The 19,317-nt window shown below is 64.7% G+C and carries 17 protein-coding genes; 13 read left to right on the forward strand and 4 right to left on the reverse strand.

From position 1 onward, the window contains the following. The first annotated feature begins 1 nt into the window (after window position 1). From trkA to hflX, 4 genes are all read left to right on the forward strand, one after another. Window positions 2–1,378 (forward strand): Trk system potassium transporter TrkA, encoded by a 1,377-nt coding sequence (gene trkA / locus EV665_RS18915; protein ID WP_064330208.1) that lies wholly within the window; start codon window positions 2–4, stop codon window positions 1,376–1,378. Between the two features lie 8 nt (window positions 1,379–1,386). Continuing rightward, window positions 1,387–2,250: a D-amino-acid transaminase gene (locus EV665_RS18920; protein WP_133035269.1), complete on the forward strand. Its 864-nt coding sequence runs from the start codon at window positions 1,387–1,389 to the stop codon at window positions 2,248–2,250. 97 nt (window positions 2,251–2,347) lie between these two features. Continuing rightward, the gene (gene hfq, locus EV665_RS18925) at window positions 2,348–2,590 is read left to right on the forward strand and encodes an RNA chaperone Hfq (RefSeq protein ID WP_023514954.1); all 243 of its coding nucleotides are present in this window, start codon (window positions 2,348–2,350) and stop codon (window positions 2,588–2,590) included. A 77-nt stretch (window positions 2,591–2,667) separates the two neighbouring features. Next, window positions 2,668–3,990: a GTPase HflX gene (gene hflX / locus EV665_RS18930; RefSeq protein WP_133035270.1), complete on the forward strand. Its 1,323-nt coding sequence runs from the start codon at window positions 2,668–2,670 to the stop codon at window positions 3,988–3,990. A 193-nt stretch (window positions 3,991–4,183) separates the two neighbouring features. On the opposite strand, the gene mazG is transcribed toward hflX, so the two are convergent. Both mazG and EV665_RS18940 read right to left on the reverse strand, forming a co-directional pair. Next, complete coding sequence (gene mazG, locus EV665_RS18935; protein ID WP_133035271.1) at window positions 4,184–5,020, reverse strand: nucleoside triphosphate pyrophosphohydrolase; 837 nt, start codon at window positions 5,018–5,020, stop codon at window positions 4,184–4,186. 8 nt (window positions 5,021–5,028) lie between these two features. Continuing rightward, window positions 5,029–5,616 carry a deaminase gene (locus EV665_RS18940; protein ID WP_133035272.1) on the reverse strand — a complete coding sequence of 196 codons (588 nt, stop codon included), beginning with the start codon at window positions 5,614–5,616 and terminating at the stop codon, window positions 5,029–5,031. 197 nt (window positions 5,617–5,813) lie between these two features. Here EV665_RS18940 and cysG point away from each other — a divergent pair, with 197 nt between their 5' ends. From cysG to EV665_RS18965, 5 genes are all read left to right on the forward strand, one after another. Beyond that, on the forward strand, window positions 5,814–7,253 hold the full coding sequence (cysG, locus tag EV665_RS18945) for a siroheme synthase CysG (protein ID WP_133035273.1): 1,440 nt from the start codon (window positions 5,814–5,816) through the stop codon (window positions 7,251–7,253). A 1-nt stretch (window position 7,254) separates the two neighbouring features. Then, a complete protein-coding gene (locus tag EV665_RS18950; RefSeq protein WP_064330202.1) occupies window positions 7,255–7,572 on the forward strand; it encodes a DUF2849 domain-containing protein in 318 nt (105 codons plus the stop codon). A 9-nt stretch (window positions 7,573–7,581) separates the two neighbouring features. Beyond that, a complete protein-coding gene (locus tag EV665_RS18955; protein WP_133035274.1) occupies window positions 7,582–9,255 on the forward strand; it encodes a nitrite/sulfite reductase in 1,674 nt (557 codons plus the stop codon). Window positions 9,256–9,266: 11 nt separating this feature from the next. After that, on the forward strand, window positions 9,267–9,767 hold the full coding sequence (locus EV665_RS18960; RefSeq protein WP_064330200.1) for a DUF934 domain-containing protein: 501 nt from the start codon (window positions 9,267–9,269) through the stop codon (window positions 9,765–9,767). 212 nt (window positions 9,768–9,979) lie between these two features. Beyond that, window positions 9,980–10,795, forward strand: coding sequence for a ferredoxin--NADP reductase (locus tag EV665_RS18965; protein WP_064330199.1), 816 nt, complete (start codon window positions 9,980–9,982; stop codon window positions 10,793–10,795). Between the two features lie 52 nt (window positions 10,796–10,847). On the opposite strand, the gene EV665_RS18970 is transcribed toward EV665_RS18965, so the two are convergent. After that, a complete protein-coding gene (locus EV665_RS18970; RefSeq protein WP_064330198.1) occupies window positions 10,848–11,468 on the reverse strand; it encodes a GntR family transcriptional regulator in 621 nt (206 codons plus the stop codon). Window positions 11,469–11,621: 153 nt separating this feature from the next. Beyond that, entirely contained in the window at window positions 11,622–12,980 is a 1,359-nt protein-coding gene (locus EV665_RS18975) for a M10 family metallopeptidase (protein WP_133035275.1), read from the reverse strand. Between the two features lie 169 nt (window positions 12,981–13,149). On the opposite strand from EV665_RS18975, the gene EV665_RS18980 reads away from it, so the two are divergent. The 4 genes from EV665_RS18980 (at window position 13,150) to EV665_RS18995 (ending at window position 19,314) form a co-directional block, all read left to right on the forward strand. Then, window positions 13,150–13,389, forward strand: coding sequence for a hypothetical protein (locus EV665_RS18980; RefSeq protein ID WP_133035276.1), 240 nt, complete (start codon window positions 13,150–13,152; stop codon window positions 13,387–13,389). 143 nt (window positions 13,390–13,532) lie between these two features. After that, window positions 13,533–14,867 carry a ferredoxin reductase family protein gene (locus EV665_RS18985; protein ID WP_245507761.1) on the forward strand — a complete coding sequence of 445 codons (1,335 nt, stop codon included), beginning with the start codon at window positions 13,533–13,535 and terminating at the stop codon, window positions 14,865–14,867. Window positions 14,868–14,972: 105 nt separating this feature from the next. Continuing rightward, window positions 14,973–18,353, forward strand: coding sequence for a c-type cytochrome (locus EV665_RS18990; protein WP_162853102.1), 3,381 nt, complete (start codon window positions 14,973–14,975; stop codon window positions 18,351–18,353). Between the two features lie 67 nt (window positions 18,354–18,420). Then, window positions 18,421–19,314, forward strand: coding sequence for an OmpA family protein (locus EV665_RS18995; protein ID WP_162853103.1), 894 nt, complete (start codon window positions 18,421–18,423; stop codon window positions 19,312–19,314). The last annotated feature ends 3 nt before the right edge of the window (window positions 19,315–19,317 follow it).

The following is a 19,317-nucleotide window of genomic DNA, read 5'->3' on the forward strand; positions in this document are numbered from 1 at the left end:
CATGAAGGTCATCATCTGCGGTGCGGGACGCGTCGGCTACGGGATTGCGGAACGGCTCTCGCAAGAGGGCAACGATGTTTCGGTGATCGACACGCAGCCCTCGCTGATATCGGCCATCACCGAGACGCTCGATGTCAGCGGTATTGTCGGCCATGGCGCGCATCCCGAGGTGCTGGCCAAGGCCGGCGCCGACCAGGCGGACATGCTGATCGCCGTCACGCTGTTCGACGAGATCAACATGGTCGCCTGTCAGGTGGCCCATTCGCTGTTCAACGTGCCGACGAAGATCGCCCGCATCCGCTCGCAGAGCTACCTCGCACCGGAATATTCCGACCTCTATTCCCGCGACGACATGCCGATCGACGTCACCATCTCGCCGGAAATCGAGGTGGGCAAGATGGTGCTGCGGCGCATTTCCTTCCCGGGCGCGACCGACGTGGTGCGCTTTGCCGATGACCGCATCGTCATGGTGGCGATCGAATGCATGGAGGATTGCCCGGTCGTCGAGACGCCGCTGAAGCAGCTCAGCGAACTCTTTCCGGACCTCAACGCCACCGTCACCGGCATCTTTTCCAATGGAAAACTGTTCGTGCCGAACTCCACCGACCAGCTGCATTCGGGCGATCTTGCCTATGTGGTCTGCGACAAGGAGCATGTCCGGCGCACGCTGGCGCTGTTCGGCCATGAGGAGCAGGAGGCGGCGCGCATCGTCATCGCCGGCGGTGGCAATATCGGCTATTTCGTCGCCAAGGCGATCGAGGACTACCAGGCGAAGACGCGTCTGAAGATCATCGAGAGCGACCGCGAGCGCGCCGTGGCGATCGCCGACAAGCTGCGCAATACCGTCGTGCTGCACGGCTCGGCGCTCGACCAGAAGATGCTGCTGCAGGCGGATATCCAGGATGCGGACCTGATCGTCGCGCTGACCAACAACGACCAGATCAACATTCTAGGCAGCGTGATGGCCAAGCGTCTCGGCTGCAAGCAGAACCTCGTGCTGATCAACGATCCGATGTACCAGGATTTCACCAAGACGCTCGGCATCGACGCGCATATCAATCCGCGCGCGGTGACGATATCGGGCATCCTGCAGCACGTCCGCAAGGGCCGCATCCGCTCGGTCTATGCGGTGCAGAAGGGCTCTGCCGAGGTGATCGAGGCGGAGGCGCTGGAGACCTCGCCGCTCGTCGGCCGGCCGCTGCGCGAGATCGAGCTGCCGCCCGGCATCCGCATCGGCGCGATCTACCGCGACAAGGCGGTGATCCGGCCGGACGGCAGCACGAAGATCAAGGCGAAGGATCGCGTCGTGCTGTTCGCCGCCGCCGCGGCCGTACGCCATGTCGAGCAGCTCTTCCGCGTCAGCATCCAGTATTTCTAGGAAACCCCATGCCGCGCATCGCCTATGTCAACGGCCGTTATGTCCGCCATGCCGATGCGGCGGTGCCTATCCTGGATCGCGGTTTCGTCTTTGCCGATGCGGTCTACGAGGTCTGCCAGGTCCAGCAGGGTCATATCGTCGATCTGTCGCGTCATCTCGACCGGCTCGACCGGTCGCTTGCGGAAATCCGCATCCGCCCGCCAATGCCGCGCGCGGCGCTGACCGGCATCCTGCGGCAGGTGCTGCGCCGCAACCGCGTGACCAACGGCATGGTCTATCTTCAGGTGACGCGCGGCGTCGCCAAGCGGGATCATGTCTTTCCCTCGCCGGAGGTGCGCCCCACGCTGGTCGTCACGGCGAAAAGCCTGGACCCCGCGGTGAACGCCGCCAAGTATGCGACGGGCGTCAAGGCGGTCACGGTCGCCGACAACCGCTGGGGGCGGGTGGACATCAAGACCGTCGGCCTGCTGCCGAACGTCCTGGCCCGCCAGCAGGCGAAGGAGGCCGGCGCGCAGGAGGCGATTTTTGTGGATGCGGAGGGCAATGTCACGGAGGGCGGCGCGACGAATCTCTGGATCGTCGACAGGGCGGGAACGCTCGTCACGCGGCCGGCCGACCACGGCATCCTCAACGGCATCACCCGCACGACGCTGATGGATGTCGCCGGAACGCTCGGGCTTGCCGTCGAGGAGCGCCGGTTTTCCGTGGCGGAGATGCTGGACGCGCGGGAAGTGTTCGTGACCGGGGCGACGACGATCTGCCTGCCGGTCGTCGCCATCGACGGGCACACGATCGCCAACGGCCATCCCGGCATGACGGCACAGAAAATCCGCGAGGCCTTTTTCGCCGTTGCGGAGAAGACCGCGATTTGATACCAAAATCGACGGTCCGCCACGTCGTGTCGGGCATGGGGACATTTTATTTTAGTCAACCGGTCTCAAGGGCCGGCAATCAGAAAGAAGCGGCGCGATGGCGGAACGTTCTCAGAACCTGCAGGATCTTTTTCTTAATACCGTTCGCAAGCAAAAGATTTCCCTGACGATCTTTCTCATCAACGGGGTCAAACTGACCGGGGTTGTCACCTCCTTCGACAATTTCTGCGTGCTGCTCCGTCGCGACGGTCATTCGCAGCTCGTGTACAAGCACGCGATCTCGACCATCATGCCCGGCCAGCCGTTGCAGATGTTCGAGACCGAGGAAAGCGGCTCCTGACAGGACCCAAGATCATTAAAAAATCCGATACAAGCAAGGATTCCATCGTTCCGGAGGCTGAAAAGCACCGGGACGATATGCGTGCCGTCGTCATCGTGCCGGTCCTGAAGGCCGCGCGCGGAAAACCCGATCCGACGGTGACCACGCGGTCCGACGAGGCGCGGCTGGAAGAGGCCGTCGGCCTTGCGCGCGCCATCGACCTCACCGTCGCCCATTCGGCCATCGTGCCCGTCAGCCAGCCGAAGCCCGGCACGCTGCTCGGCACCGGCAAGATCGCGGAGATCAAGGCGGCGCTCGACGAACACGATGCCGGCCTCGTCATCGTCGATCATCCGCTGACGCCGGTGCAGCAGCGCAACCTCGAAAGGGAGTGGGGCGCCAAGGTCATCGACCGCACGGGCCTCATCCTCGAAATCTTCGGCCGGCGCGCCTCCACCAAGGAAGGCACGCTGCAGGTCGAGCTCGCCCATCTCAACTACCAGAAGGGCCGGCTGGTCCGCAGCTGGACCCACCTCGAGCGCCAGCGCGGCGGCGCCGGCTTCATGGGCGGCCCGGGCGAAACGCAGATCGAGGCCGACCGCCGGCTCCTGCAGGACAAGATCGTCAAGCTGGAGCGCGAGCTGGAGCAGGTGCGCCGCACCCGCCAGTTGCACCGCTCCAAGCGCAAGAAGGTGCCGCATCCGATCGTTGCGCTCGTCGGCTATACGAACGCCGGCAAGTCGACGCTGTTCAACCGCATCACCGGGGCAGGGGTTCTGGCCGAGGACATGCTCTTCGCCACGCTCGACCCGACGCTGCGCCGCATGAAGCTGCCGCAGGGCCGCACCGTCATCCTGTCCGACACCGTGGGCTTCATCTCGGACCTGCCGACCCACCTCGTCGCCGCCTTCCGCGCGACGCTGGAAGAGGTGCTGGAGGCGGACCTGATCCTGCATGTGCGCGACATGTCAGACCCTGACAACGGCGCGCAGTCCTCGGACGTTCTGCGCATCCTCGCCGATCTCGGCATCGACGAGAAGGACGGCGCCGAGCGCATCCTCGAGGTCTGGAACAAGATCGACCGGCTGGAGCCCGAAGCGCGCGCGGCGCTGGTGCAGAAGGCCGAGGGCCAGCCGAACGTCATCGCCGTCTCCGCCATCTCCGGCGAGGGCGTCGACAGGCTGCTTTCCGAGATCAACCAGCGGCTTTCCGGTGTGCTGGTCGACCGCGACGTCATTCTGCCGGTCACGCTGCTGCAGCTTCTGCCCTGGGTCTACGACCATTCGATCGTCGATGGACGCGAGGACCTGGAGGACGGCACCGTGCGGCTGGACCTGCGGCTGACCGAAACGGAAGCCGCCGAACTCGACCGCCGGCTCGGCATCGGGCAGAAGGCGGTGCGGGAGGATTGGGAGCGGTAAGGGGCGGCAAGTCTGCAGAAAAGCCCCTCATCCGCCTGCCGGCACCTTCTCCCCGCAAGCGGGACGAAGGGGATGCAGCGCCGGTTTCCCCAAACGGAAACGTCTCGGATGAAGAGAAGGCCTTTCGTCTTGCCCCTTCTCCCCGCTTGCGGGGAGAAGGTCGCGGCAGCGGGATGAGGGGCTTTGAGACCCTTTACGTCTCCAGCTGCCGCTCGATCCGCTTTGCCGCCTGCCAAAGCGCCTCCATGCGCTCCAGCGTTGCCCCTTCGAGGCTTTCGCCATTCGCGGCAAGGCTGTCCTCGATATGCAAGAATCGGTTGCGGAATTTCGTATTCGTGCCGCGCAGGGCCATTTCCGGGTCGGCGCCGACATGGCGGCCGATATTGACCAGCGCGAAGATGAGGTCGCCGAGCTCGTCGGCGACGGCCTTTTGGTCGTCGTTGCGCAGCGCCTCGCGCAGCTCGCCGACCTCCTCCTCGATCTTGTCGAGGATCGGCGCCGGCTCGGACCAGTCGAAGCCCACCTTGGCGGCGCGTTCCTGGAGCTTCAGCGCCTCGACGAGGGCCGGGAAGGAGCGCTGCACGGAGCCGAGATGGCCGCGGAGCGGATCCTCCGGCAGGCCGCGCCTGGCGCGGCGCTCCTTGCGCTCGCGCTTTTCCGCCTGCTTGATCGCATCCCATTGCAGCTTCACCGCCTCGGGCGTTTCCGCATCCGAGCGGGCGAAGACATGCGGATGGCGGCGGATCATCTTGCGCGTGACGGCTTCGACCACGTTGCCGAAGTCGAATTCGCCGCGCTCCTGCGCCATGCGGGCATGGAAGACCACCTGGAGGAGGAGGTCGCCCAGCTCCTCGCACAGGTCGTCCATGTCGTTGCGCTCGATGGCGTCGGCGACCTCGTAGGCTTCCTCGATCGTGTAGGGCTTGATCGTCTCGAAGGTCTGGACGACGTCCCAGGGGCAGCCGGTCTCGGGCTGGCGCAGGGCGGCCATGATCTCGATCAGGCGTTCGATGTCGCGGCTCGGTTCCATCGCGGTTCTCAGTTGAGCGGGATGTTGTTGCCGGTCTTGCCGGACTGGTAGGCGCCCGACAGGTCGTCATAGGCGGCGCGGATCCTCGTGTCCTGCGCCCTCAATGTCGCCTTCGCGGGTTCGTCGGACGTGGCGATCAGATCGGCGATGGCGGCGGAGTGCCAGAAGGCGTTCGTCCTGGCATAGCCGCCCGGATCGAGCCGGAAGACCTCCTTGAGGATGCGCAGATCGTGCGGGATCGCGAAACTGTCGCGCGAATCCTCGTGGCTGAACAAGTAGTAGAAGTTGTCGAAGCCGGCCCAGGTGATGGCCGAAAGGCACATGGAGCAGGGCTCGTGCGTGGAGAGGAAGACGTAATCCCTGGTATCCGGCTTCTCGATGCGTTCGTAGAGGCGTTTCAGCGTGTGCACCTCGCCGTGCCAGAGCGGGTTTTCCGTCTCGTTGTTCGTTTCGGCGAGGACCAGCGAAAGGTCGGACTTGTTGAGGATCGCCGCGCCGAAAACCTTGTTGCCGGCGGCGACGCCGTCGCGCGTCAGCGGCAGGATATCGGCTTCGATGACGTCGAGGAGGCGCTTTGCGAGGGCGGACTGGTCCATGATGGGAATCCCCTTTGGCGTGATGATGCCTCCTTAGCGGTCGCCGCGGTGGGCAGGCAAGGGCGGCCGGTGACTTATGCTCAAAATGCGGGAGGTGCGAGCAAAACAATACGCGCCCCCGGAGCCATTGGAATTTCTGTTTCTTTTGTTCCTGGCTATTTTTCGCGATAGTGCGCACACTTCAACCGGACCACACCATGACCGCAGCAAACCAGAAGCTTTCGACATTCCCGGCGTTCTTCCGCGTCAGCGGCCGGACGGTCGTTGTCGTGGGCGAGGGCGACGAGGCTTTCGCCAAGGCCCGGCTGCTGTTCAACACGGATGCCCGGATCGTCGTGCTCGCCGAGGCGCCGGAGGCCGATTTCGCCCGCTTCATCGCTGACAAGGGGCTGGAGCTGGTGCGTGCGCCCTTTTCCAGCGATGCCATCGCCGATGCGGCGCTCGTCTTCGCCGCGACGGGGGATGCCGCCGCCGACCGTGCGATCTCCGCCGCGGCCCGGGCGCTGCGCATTCCGGTCAATGCCGTCGACCAGCCGGACCATTGCGATTTCTTCACGCCGGCGCTCGTCAACCGGGCGCCCGTCGCCGTCGCCATCGGCACGGAGGGCGCAGGCCCCGTTCTGGCGCAGATGATCCGCGCGCAGGTCGACCAGATCCTTTCGCCCTCGCTCGGCCGGCTCGCCAGCCTTGCCAACGGCTACCGCGAGGCCGTCGATCGCCTCCTGCCGCGCGGCGTGACGCGCCGCGTCTTCTGGCGCCGCTTCTTCCAGGGCGCCGTGGCCGATGCCGTCAACAATGGCGATATCGATCTCGCGCACCGCACCGCCGATTCGCTCCTGACCTCGCAGGGCAGGGCCGCCGGCCATGTCTGGCTGGTCGGCGCCGGCCCGGGCGCGGAGGATCTCCTGACGCTGCGCGCCCAGCGCGTGATGATGGAAGCCGATGTCATCGTCTTCGATGCGCTCGTGCCGCAGGCCATCGTCGACATGGGGCGCCGCGATGCCGAGCGCCTTTCCGTCGGCAAGCGCAAGGGCTGTCACTCCAAGTCGCAGGAAGAGATCAACGACCTCATCGTCGAACTCGGCAAGGCGGGAAAGCGCGTCGTGCGCCTGAAATCCGGCGATCCCTTGGTCTACGGCCGCGCCGGCGAGGAAATGGCGGCGCTCCGCCAGGCGGGCGTCACCTACGAGGTCGTGCCCGGCATCACCTCCGCCTTCGCCGCGGCCGCCGATTTCGAACTGCCGCTGACGCTGCGCGGCGTCGCCTCCTCGCTCGTCTTCACGACGGGCCACGACCTGACGGGCTCGGTCCTGCCGGATTGGGCGCGGCTTGCGATTTCCGGCGCCACCGTCGCCGTCTATATGGGGCGCACGGTCGCGGCCTCCGTCGCCGCCGGGCTGATGGAGGCGGGCCTGCCGGCCGAGACGACGGTGGCCGTCGTGGAGAATGCCAGCCGGCGGGAAAAGCGGCTGCTGCACGGCACGCTGAAGGACCTGCCGGGCCTGGAGCATCGCGACGAACTGACCGGTCCCGTCATGGTGATCATCGGCGATGCCGTCGCCGGCGCCAATTTCGAACATTCCGAACCGCTCGCCGTGCACGAGCCGGTTCGCGACACAGCAGCATTGGGAGCATGACATGGCCGACAAGGTTCTGACAGCCAACCGCCTTTCCGACGGCATCTCCGTCTGGCTGGACGCCGCCGGCAACTGGAACGAATCCCTCCAGGCCGCCTTCGTCGCGCGCCACAAGGAAGCCGTCGACGCGTTGGAAGCCACCGGCAAGCAGGCTTTTGCCGACAACAAGGTGGTTGACGTCAACGTCGTCGACGTCGAAGAAGTGGATGGCGTGCTGCGGCCGCTGCGCATGCGCGAGCGCATCCGCGCCGCCGGCCCGACCATTGCCTATGCCGCCGGTTATGCCGGCCTGACTGCGACGGCCGTACCGGCCGCCTGAGGAACGCTTATGTATCGCTACGACGAATTCGATCACGCCTTTGTTTCCAGCCGGGTGGAGCAGTTCCGCGATCAGGTCGGCCGTCGCCTCTCCGGCGAGCTGGCCGAGGATGCCTTCAAGCCGCTGCGCCTGATGAACGGCGTCTATCTGCAGCTTCATGCCTACATGCTGCGCGTCGCCATTCCCTATGGCACGCTGAATGCGCGCCAGATGCGCATGCTCGCCTATATCGCCCGCAAGTACGATCGCGGCTACGGCCATTTCACCACGCGCCAGAACATCCAGTACAACTGGCCGAAGCTGTCGGAACTGCCGGACGCGCTGGCCGATCTCGCGACGGTCGAGATGCATGCGCTGCAGACCTCGGGCAACTGCATCCGCAACGTCACGGCCGACCACTTCGCCGGCGCTGCGGCCGATGAGGTCGCCGATCCGCGTCCCTATGCGGAAATCCTGCGCCAGTGGTCCTCCGTGCATCCGGAATTCTCCTTCCTGCCGCGCAAGTTCAAGATCGCCGTCACCGGCGCCGAGCGCGACCGCGCGGCGATCCAGGTGCACGACATCGGCCTGCATCTGAAGAAGAACGACAACGGCGAGATCGGCTTTGCCGTCTATGTCGGCGGCGGGCAGGGCCGCACGCCGATGGTCGCCAAGAAGATCCGCGACTTCCTGCCGGAAGAGGACCTCTTGTCCTACACGACCGCGATCATGCGCGTGTATAACCTGCACGGCCGGCGCGACAACAAGTACAAGGCGCGCATCAAGATCCTCGTGCACGAGACGGGCGCGGAGGAACTTGCGCGGCAGGTGGAGGTCGAGTTCGCCGAGCTCAGGAACACCGAGCTGAAGCTGCCGGAAAAGGACATCGCCGCCATCACCGCCTATTTCGCGCCGCCGGCGCTTGCCGCCCGCGCCGAAGGCTGGGCGAGCCTTGCGCAGTGGAAGAAGGCCGATGCCGACTTCGCCCGCTGGGTGCAGCACAACGTGCATCCGCACAAGCACCCCGACTATGCCAGCGTGACGATCTCGCTGAAGCCGATCGGCGGCATTCCGGGCGATGCGACGGATGCGCAGATGGAGGCCGTCGCCGATATCGCGGAGGAATACGCCTTCGACGAGATCCGCGTCAGCCACGAGCAGAACCTCATCCTGCCGCATGTGGCGCTGGCCGACCTCGAACCGATCTATCGCGGCCTCGTCGCCGCCGGGCTCGAAACCGCCAATGCCGGCCTCATCACGGATATCATCGCCTGTCCGGGGCTGGACTACTGCGCGCTGGCCAATGCCCGCTCGATCCCGGTCGCGCAGGAGATCTCCACCCGCTTCGGCTCGCCCGAGCGCCAGGCCGAGATCGGCGAGCTGAAGATCAAGATCTCCGGCTGCATCAATGCCTGCGGCCACCATCATGTCGGCCATATCGGCCTGCTCGGCGTGGAGAAGAAGGGCGAGGAGCTTTACCAGATCACCCTCGGCGGCTCCGGCGACGAGAACACGTCGATCGGCGAGATCATCGGCCGCGGCTTCGAGCCGGAGAAGGTGACGGACGCGATCGAGGTGATTGTCGATACCTATCTCGGCCTCCGCCTCGATCCCTCCGAGACCTTCCTGACGGCCTATCGCCGCGTCGGGCCGCAGCCGTTCAAGGATGCGCTCTACGGCGACAAGACCGCCGCGGCAGCCTGAGGAGACCGGTGATGACGAAAATCTGGAACGAAACCGGTTTCGTGACCGACGATCCCTGGGTGATCGAAAGCGAAGAGACCAAGGCGGGCTCGAACGAGAAGGCGATCCTCGGCCTCGGCGACTTCCTTGCCAAGGTCTCCGAGACCGACGAGACCGGCCTCGGCGTGCTGATCAATCCGGCGGACGACGTGCGCAAGCTCGAAGGCCATCAGGGCCGCATCGCGCTGGTCGCGGTCGCCTTCCCGGCCTTCAACGACGGGCGGGCCTTCAGCCATGCCTCGCTGCTGCGCGCGCGCCTCGGCTTCAAGGGCGAGGTGAGGGCGGTCGGCGACGTGCTGATCGACCAGATCCCGCTCATGCTGCGCTGTGGCATCGACAGCTTTGCCGTCACCAATGCGACGGCGCTGAAGCGGCTTGCGGAAAACCGCCTGCCGGGCATCGACAACCACTACCAGCCGACCGCCCGTCCTTCCGAGGACGTCGGCTCCTATAGCTGGCGCCGCCGGGCCTGAAGGCAGGGACCGGTCGGCGAATAGCCGCAATTTCGTGGCAGGTTTGCGCAAGATCAAGGCCGGGCGGCCGGCCTTGCGCAAAATCGGCGCGAACGGCAAACTATTGCGCGGCCAATCAGCGCATTGGAACGGAATACCTTCCTTTGCCGCTCGACTTGTAATATCTGCCTATCGTCAAATTTTCTCGACGCGAAGCCAGGACCGATCCCGAAATGAACGCACCTGCCAAGACCGAAGATTTTGTCGCTTCCGCAATCCCCGCCGGCGTTTTCGCCGAGACGGTGACGAGCGTGCAGCACTATACGGATCGCCTGTTCCGCTTCCGCATGACGCGTCCGGAAAGCTTCCGCTTCCGCTCGGGCGAGTTCGCGATGATCGGCCTGATGGTCGGCGACAAGCCCGTCTACCGCGCCTATTCGATCGCCAGCCCCTCCTGGGACGAGGAACTGGAGTTCTTCTCGATCAAGGTGCCGGACGGTCCGCTGACCTCCCATCTCCAGCAGATCAAGCCGGGCGACACGGTGCTGATGCGCAAGAAGCCGACCGGCACGCTGGTGCTCGACGCGCTGACGCCGGGCAAGCGGCTCTACATGTTCTCGACCGGCACGGGCATCGCGCCCTTCGCCAGCCTCATCCGCGATCCGGAAACCTACGAGAAGTTCGACGAGGTCATCCTGACGCATACCTGCCGCGAGGTCGCCGAGCTGAAATACGGCTTCGACCTCGTCGAGGAGATCCGCAACCACGAGTTCCTGGCGGAAGTCGTCGGCAACAAGCTGCGCCATTATGCGACCGTGACGCGCGAGGACTATCCGTTCCAGGGCCGCATCACCGACCTCATCCGCAACGGCAAGATGTTTTCCGATCTCGGCGTGCCGCATTTCGACCCGGCGGTCGACCGCGGCATGATCTGCGGCTCATCGGCGATGCTGAAGGAAACCAAGGCGCTGCTGGAAGAGGCAGGCCTCATCGAGGGCGCGAACAACAAGCCCGGCGAATTCGTCATCGAGCGCGCCTTCGTCGATTGAGCGAACGGTTCCTTGAGGATTGACGGGCGGCCCCAGGGCCGCCCTTTTCGTTTCAGCCGGTGAGGTCGTCGATGAGGGTCGCCATGGCTGCGGCGGCGGCCGGGCCGTCGGCGTTGCGGATGGCGCGGATCACCTTCACATGCAGGTCCACCGAGCGGTCCATCTGCCGGTTGTCGGCGCGCGCGAACCAGAGGCGGCGGGCATGGGTCTGCAGCGGGGCGAGGGCGGCCGTCAGGAAGCGGTTAGGGCAGGCTGCCTCCATGATCTCGTCGAATGCCTTGTCGGCGGCCAGGAAGCCTTCCATGTCGGAATGGATCGAGCAGGCGGTCATCGCCTGCGCGCAGGCGACGAGCTGTTCGCGATGCGCCCCGCCGGCATGGCGGGCGACGAGATCGGCGGCAAGCGGTTCGAGCTGGCGGCGCGTTGCCATCACCTCGGCATGGTCCTCGGGCCTGATCGCGGTGATCTGCAGGCCGGCGCGCGGGCGCACGGCGATCAGGCCCTGCCATTCCAGCTTCTGGATCGCCTCGCGCACCGGCGTGCGGCCATGGCCGGCAAGCGCGATGAGCTGGCGTTCCGTGACGAGCGAACCGGGCTTCAGCTTGAGCGTGACGATCAGCCCTTCGAGGGCGAGATAGGCGAGGTGGGCTTGCGAGGCCGCGCTTTCCGTCATGTCAGGTCCCTGATTGATATATCACACCGTGGCACGCCATGATGCGCTTGTCCATTATCCTGATATATCAGGAATGGCACGGGCGAGGAGATGACATGAAAAAGGCCGGAACCCGGGGTTCCGGCCTGTGCTGTCCGTGGATTCTGCTGGCAATCAGAGCAGGAAGTCGCGCGCGTCGAGATCCTTCAGCCTGAAGTCGTCGAGGATCAGGATGTCGGTGGCCGAGAGCTTGATATGCACATCGTCGCCGACCTGCGAGGCCTTGCCGAGCACGCTGCTCACCGTGGAGAAATTGTAGGAGCGCAGGTCGATATCGTCGACATTGTCCTTGAAGTCGGTGATCGTGTCGTGGCCGTAGCCCTTCTTGAAGACGAAGTCGTCAGCGCCCGCGCCACCGGTGAGCACGTCGTTGCCAGCGCCGCCATCGAGCTTGTCGTTACCGGCCATGCCGAAGAGCTTGTCGTTGCCGGCATTGCCCTGCAGCGTGTTGTTCGCCTGGTTGCCGCGCAGCAGGTCGTTGCCGCTGCCGCCCTTGGCGTTCTCGATCAGCGAGCGCACATCGCCCTTGAAGAGGAGCGCGTTGAAGATGTTGCCGCGGGCATAGGCGTCCGTCTCGTAGTTCAGGAGGGCAAGCTGGACGTCGCTGAATTTCGAATGCTGTCCGGGGCGAAGGTCGACGCTGACGCCGGTCTTGTAGGCGGAGAGGTCATAGGTGTCCTTCCCGCCGCCGTCCCAGATGGTGGCGAAGATGCGGTTGCCGCCGGCATCGATGGCGACCTTGCCGTTGACGAGCGTATCGCCGCTGCCCGGCGTCCATTTGTAGACGGTGTTGCCGGAATTGGTCGAGAAGTCGGCGCCATACATGCGCTGCAGGGCGGCGATATCGGCCATCATGAAGCTCTGGGCATAGTCGAACTCGCCGTTCATGTAGCCGTCGCTCGCCGAGCCGCCCACCTCTGAGCGGTAGGTCATGAGGGAATATTCCATCGAATCCTTGTTGCCCGGCAGGCTGGAGAAGCCGTTTTCGGATTCATGGCCGTGCTTGAGGCCGAGCGCGTGGCCGATCTCGTGCAGCATGGTCGTCCAGGCATAGTTGCCGGCGACGGGAGAACGGTAGTCGTACTCGCGGCCGAACCAGAGGTCGCCGTCGCCGTCGGTCCTTCCGGGATAATAGGCCCAGGCCGTGTCCGGATCGTTCGATTCGGCAAAGCGCAGGTTGGCGCTCGTGGTGCTTCCCTGCGAAATGGAAAGGCCGGTGAAGCCTTCCACCGAAAAGCCGTCATTGGCCTTGTTGCCGAAGCTCGTGTCGAGCGCGAAGCGGGCGGCCGATTGCTGCATCGAGGAGATCGTGCCGAAGCCGTTGTCCTTTTCGCCTGCATAGGTGTAGGCGGATGAGGAGGTGGGAAACGCATAGGTCACCGCACCCGACCAGGCGGTTCCCGACAGGACGCCGTCAATCATCGCTATGCCCGTCTTGCTGATCGTCTTGGTGGTCTTGCCGATGCCTGTCATGTCGCATTGTCCTCGTATGCTGGATGTCTTGGATGCGTGCCTTGGATAGACCGCAATTCAGGTTGATTCTGTGAATGCTTGAAACATGTCCGCATTCCGTGATGCAATGAAAGCCCCGTGGCGCAGGATGGATTGTTGCCGAATGCTACTCGACCGGAGGTTAAAATTGTTGTCAAAGATATCCATGGTGGCGACCATAAGTCTTGTCCTGGCAGCGGCCGGCGAAGCGCCCGCGGGCACCGGCGGCATCATGGCGAGACCCTCGGACCCCGAGAAGGCCGTACAGGCGGAATATGAAAACCTGAAGTCGAAGGGCACGCGCGAGGCGCTGGAACTGTTCATCGGGCGCCATCCCGACCATCCGCTTGCCGACCGGGCGCGCGAGGAGATCAAAGGGATCGCCCGGTAGCCGCACCGGCAAGACCGACCGAAAAAGGGGCGCCGCAAGGCGCCCTTTGCGCATTCGCCATGCGCCCTTTCCAGATGTTTCCCCTTCCTAATAAACCATCCCGAATAAAGCCGTGCGCCCGCCCGTCGATAGGAGGAATGCGGTTGACGAACGTCATGGGCCTTGCCAGCATGCCCCTGGATTTCGGACCGGGCCAGTTGAATTTGTGGGGGCATACGTTGACTGCGGGTTCCATCGTCGCGACGATCTTGATCATTTTTGCCGGGCTGCTGGCCGTGCCGGCCGTCAGCCATACCAATGCGGGAACCACCTTCTCCCTGATGGCCTCCTCCATGGCCTTCGTCGCCATGGGCATCGCGCAGTTCATGGCGACGCGTCCGCCCTTCATCGAAAGGCTGTTCGGCGGGCTCGACCGCATCTACCAGTTCCATCGCAAGATCGGCATCGCGGTGCTCTGTCTCATCCTCGTGCACTATTTCGTGGCGCCGGATTTCCAGGGCCTGTCGGTGACGAGCGGCCTCAACGTGCTCGCCAGGACGGCGGGCGAATGGGCCTTTTACGGCTTCGTCTTCCTGCTCGTCCTCAGCCTGGTGAAGGTGATTCCCAAGACGCGCTTCCAGATCCCCTACCAGTACTGGCGCATCACGCACCGCTTCATCGGCCTGCTCTTCGTGCTCGTCGCCTTCCACCAGATGCTCATCAAGCGTCCCTATGACGGCACGGTGCTGCTGGCGGTCTATCTCAACCTCTTCGCCGCGCTCGGCATCCTCAGCTACGCCTATACCCAGCTCCTGCCCTGGCTGCGCACGCGCAAATACGAGGTGGTGAATGTCGAGCGCCATGACGGGGCGACGATCATCTCGGCGAAGCCGACGGGCCGCAAGCTCAGGGCCATGCCCGGCCAGTTCGGTTTCTTCCGCGTCGACAAGCCGGGCCTGCGCGAGCCGCATCCCTTCACCATCGCCGGCATCGAGGACGACGGTTCGGTGCGCTTCGCCATCAAGCCGCTCGGCGACTACACCAAGGCGCTGCGCGAGGCGGTGGCGATCGGCGATGCGCTGACGCTGGAGGGCGGCTACGGGCATTTCAACCACAGGCGCGGCGGCAAAAAGCAGATCTGGCTTGCCGGCGGCATCGGCGTCACGCCGTTCCTCGCCATGGCGAGCCGGCTGAAGGGCGACGAGGGGCAGGACATCCACATGGTCTACTGCGTGCGCGACGGGGCCGAGGCGATCGGCCTCGACACGTTCCGGGCGCAGGCGGAAAAGCTCGAGAACTTCAACTTCGTGCTGCACAATTCGGCGACGGACGGGCGCTTCGACGCGACCAAGCTCGTCTCCGGCACCAGCATGAACCCGGCCGAGGCCGATCTGTGGTTCTGCGGTCCGCCGCCGCTCAGGCTGGCGATCGAAAAGGGTTTGAAGGAACTCGGCAAGGCACCGCGCCGTGTCGAGTTCGAGCGTTTCGAATTTCGCTAGGACAGTTTCCGAGGAAACTGCAAGGCGGTTTCTCATTCGGAATTGTGTCTCAAGGATTGCATTTCCAGCCGGTGCGCCGGCTCCATGGAGCGAAAGGAACAAGCCATGCGCATGTTCAGGACATCATTCTTCAGCCCCGGCGCCCGGCTTGCCGCTGCCTTCGGCCTTGCCGTGGCGGCATTCTGTCCGACCGGGGCGCTCGCCGTCGACCAGTTCGCGCCGGATGCCTTCGGCACCTACAAGGCGGATGCGGAAAACGGCAAGCTCCTGTTCAACGCCGCCGGCTGCGGCGCCTGCCACGGCTCGGGCGACAATATCGAGCTGCTCTCCGGCGGCATGGAGATGCAGACGGCGATCGGCAAGTTCTTCGCGCCGAACATTTCCGCCCATCCGAACGGCATCGGCGGCTGGTCGAATGCGGACTTCCTGAATGCCGTGATGGTCGGCCTCAAGAGGAACGGCGACAATCTCTACCCGGTCATGCCCTACACGTCCTATGGCGGCATGAAGCCGGAGGACGTGCTGGATATCAAGGCCTATATCGAGACGCTGCCGCAATCCGACGCCGCCTCGAAGGAACACGAGATCGCCTTCCCGTTCAGCCGCCAGACGACGATCACGCTCTGGAAGCGCAGCCATTTCACCGTGCCGGCCTACCAGCCGCGCGAGGAGACGCAGATGGAGCGCGGCCGCTACCTGATCGAGAATGTCGGCGGCTGCGGCGATTGCCACACGCCGCGCACCACGACCTACGGCCTCGATCTCGCCCGCGCCTATGAGGGCGAGAAGGGCCTGACCGGCGCCGTCGCACCCGATATCACCAAGGCGCGCATGAGCGGCCTTGCCTCGCATGAGGTCTTTACCAGGGGCCTGATCAACGAGGGCAAGAAGCTCTCCGGTTCGCCGCTGTCCGACCCGGTCATGCGCCGCATCGCGCAGGGCCTTTCGACGCTCTCCGACGAGGACAAGCAAGCGATGTACGCCTTCCTCGCCGACCGCGAGGTGAAGGTGACGCCGGTCGAGACCAGCACCGCGCCGGTCTGCAGTGAAGCGACCGCCGAAAGCGCCCTGACCGCCGGCGGCGGCAGCGCCGAATTCGCCTCGGCGGCCGATGCCTTCATCGGCAAATATTGCCGCAACTGCCATGGCCCGGGCGAAAGCTCGCAGGGCTCGTTCCCGGCGGGTGACCTTGCCTCGATCGCCGCCAATCCGGCCTTCGTGACGCCGGGCGATGCCGCCAAGTCGCTGCTCTACACCAGCGTCACGAGCGGGCGCATGCCGCTCGGCAAGCGCCCGGACGATGCGGAGGTGCAGAGCCTTGCCAACTGGATCAACTCGCTGAACAAGGAAGCCATCCCGACGGCCGTCTCCGCCACGAAGACCGAGCGCTCGCGGCCGATGCTGAAATATCTCGATTTCGTCGAGCTGGCGCTGCGCGACATCTCCAAGGTCGACGAGCACGACCAGCCCTTCATGCGTTACTTCAGCTATCGCGACCAGTACAACGGCATGATGAGCTGCGAGAGCCACGAGACCTTCCTGAAGCGCATGAGGGTGCTGGCAGGCGGTTTCAAGAAGCTGCTCAACTCGCTCTCCTACGGGCCGGACCTGGTGCTTCCGGAAGAGGTGGCAGGCTCCGATGGCCTGCTCGTGCGCGTCGACCTGCGCGATCTCGAATGGAGCCAGGAGGACTACGACTTCCTGATCAACGAGTATTTCTACGGCGTCGATCCGGTGAGCGACGCCCAGTTGCACTCGCTTGCCAAGGCGACGCAGACGCAACTGCCGATCATGCGCGTCGACTGGTTCATGAGCAACGGCGCCCGGCCGAAGGTCTATAACCGCCTCATGAAGCTGCCGACGAACATTGCCGAGCTGGAAAAGCGCTTCGGCGTGCCCGTCGAGCAGAACATCGAGCGCCGCCGCATCGTCCGCGCCGGCTTTGCCGACGGTTCGTCCGGCGTTTCCGACCACAACCGCATGCTGGAACGGCACGACATGCCCTTCGGCGGCTATTACTGGAAGTCCTACGACTTCGCCGGCGATGTCGGCCGGCAGGTGCTGAAGCGCTTCCCGGCAGGACCGGAGGGTGTTCGCCTCAAGGCCGGCCTCCAGGCCTTCGAGCATGACGGCGGCGAAATGATCTTCTCGCTCCCGAACGGCATGCAGGGCTACTACCTGTCGACCAACAAGGGCGACCAGCTCGATGTCGGTCCGACGTCGATCGTCTCCTTCCGCAAGCGGCCGATCGGCAAGGGCGTCGAGATCATCAATGCGCGCTCGTGCTTCGACTGCCATTTCGACGGCATTCTCTCCAAGCGGGATCAGATCCGTGAGCATATCGAGACGTCGACGCTGTTCTCCAAGGACCAGCAGGACGAGCTGCTCGCCGTCTACGTGCCGCAGGAGGAGCTGAACGAGGTCTACAAGCGCGACACGGATCGCTTCGTCGCCGCGCTCGACCGCCTCGGCATCACGGAACCGACGGCCGGCGGCGGCAAGACCAGCCTGAAGGCCCCCGGCGGCGCGGAGATCTTCACCTACTTCGCCGACAAGTACGAGGACGAGCTGAATTTCGAGCAGCTTGCAGCCGAGTTCGACATGACGCCGGAGGAGTTCTCGTCTGACATCCGCCGCCTCACCGACGTCAATGCGCTGCGCATCGGCCTCGACTGGGTCGCGACGCTTGAAGCAGGCGCCACCATCCCGCGCGTCGAGGTGGAAGAGCAATATGCCTACATGCTGCAGCCGCTGCTCCAGCTCGAACCGCTGAAGCGCGGCGTCAATTCGGATGCCTATGCCGGCCAGCAGTCGGCCGACAATTCGGCCTACCAGCAGCAACAGCAGCAGTCCGGCTACCAGCAGCCGGAGCAGAAGCAGGAGCAGGCGGCCGGCAACGATGCCTACCAGCAGCAGCCGGAACAGAAGCAGGAACAGGCCTCCGGCACCGACTACCAGCAGAAGCCGGCCGACCAGGCTGCGGGCGGCGACCAGTATGCCAAGCCCGAGGAGAAGGCCTATGTCCCGGCCTACAAGCAGGACGACAAGGCGCAGGCCGAGAAGGTGAAGCTTGCCGTGCATGTGGCATCGACAAGTGCGAAGGTTGGGGATTACCTTGCCTTCGAACTGAGCACCAACCATGCCTGCGAGCTGCAGGTGATGTATGTGGAGGATACCGGCAACGTGGAGATCATTCCGGACGTGATGATCGGCAATACGACGCTGAATGCCGGGGAACGCCGCCTGATCCCGCAGCCGGGCACGGGCAACCTCACCTTCGATTCGCCGTCGCCCGGCGAAACGATGATCGCCTATTGCCGCATCGGCGGCCTTGGCGACCAGAAGCTGACGGCCGAGAAGGCCAAGGAACTGGCCGCAAGCACGAAGCAGCCGGTGACGCGGGGTCTTGCCATCAATCTCGCCAAGCAGGCCGAGAAGGACAACGGGGCAAGCGGCGTCCAGATGGTGACGTTCGAGATCAAATGATGCATGGGGCAGGGGCCTTCGGGCCCCTGTCCGTTTCTTCCATGAGGACATGAGGGCTGGACCGACAATGCTGAAGCGATCCCTTGCAGCGACACTTTTCGTACTGGCCGGAGCGGCTCCGGCTGCCGCGGCCTGCGACTCCTTTACCGGCGTGGTCGAGGCGCTCAATGCAGGGGACGAACAGAAGGCGCATGCGCTCGCCGAAACGGCCAGCACGGCCAATTGCAGCGCCAACGAGCGCGCGCTCACCGGCCGCGTCGCGTCGCTCGTCACCTTCAACCGCATCGTCGCCGCTGTCGGCGCCGGCGGAAAGCTTTCCGACCACCAGCAGGCGCTGGAAGAGCTGCAGCGCCAGTATGGCGGTCCCTGGCAGGTGTTGGATGCGCTGGGCGATCTCGCGCGCGAGCGCAAGGATTACGAACAGGCCGCCCGCTTCTACCAACTCGCTTTGGAGGACGGCTCGAACGAGACGATGACGCCGGACTGGATGGCGCCGGACGAGCAGTACATCCTGCGCCTCGACAAGCTCGCCAGCGAAATGCGCCTTGCCGCGCCGCGGCCCGTGCAGCTTGCCATGCGCGGCGGCTGCAAGGTCTCCTTCCGCGGCGTGAAGATCAAGAAGAAGTCGACGCCCGTGCGCTATGTCTTCGGCACGGCGGATTTCACGCCGGAGGGTGTCGAGGCCGCGAAGGACCTCGCGGAATGCCTGAAGGCGGTCAAGCCCGCATCGATCACGCTGATCGGCCATACCGACTCCGTCGGCTCGGCGGAGGCCAACTACAGGCTGTCCGTCGCCCGCGCCGAGACGCTGAAGGGCTATCTTTCCAGCAACGGCTATGCCGGCGCGATCACCGTGGTGGGCAAGGGCGAGGACCAGCCCTTCACGCCGGACGACGCCAGTGCCTATGACACGGAAACGCTGAACCAGTTGCACCGCCGGGTGGAAGTGGACGTGGAGTGATGA

This window comes from Shinella granuli, assembly GCF_004341885.1.
Classification (GTDB): Bacteria; Pseudomonadota; Alphaproteobacteria; order Rhizobiales; family Rhizobiaceae; genus Shinella; species Shinella granuli.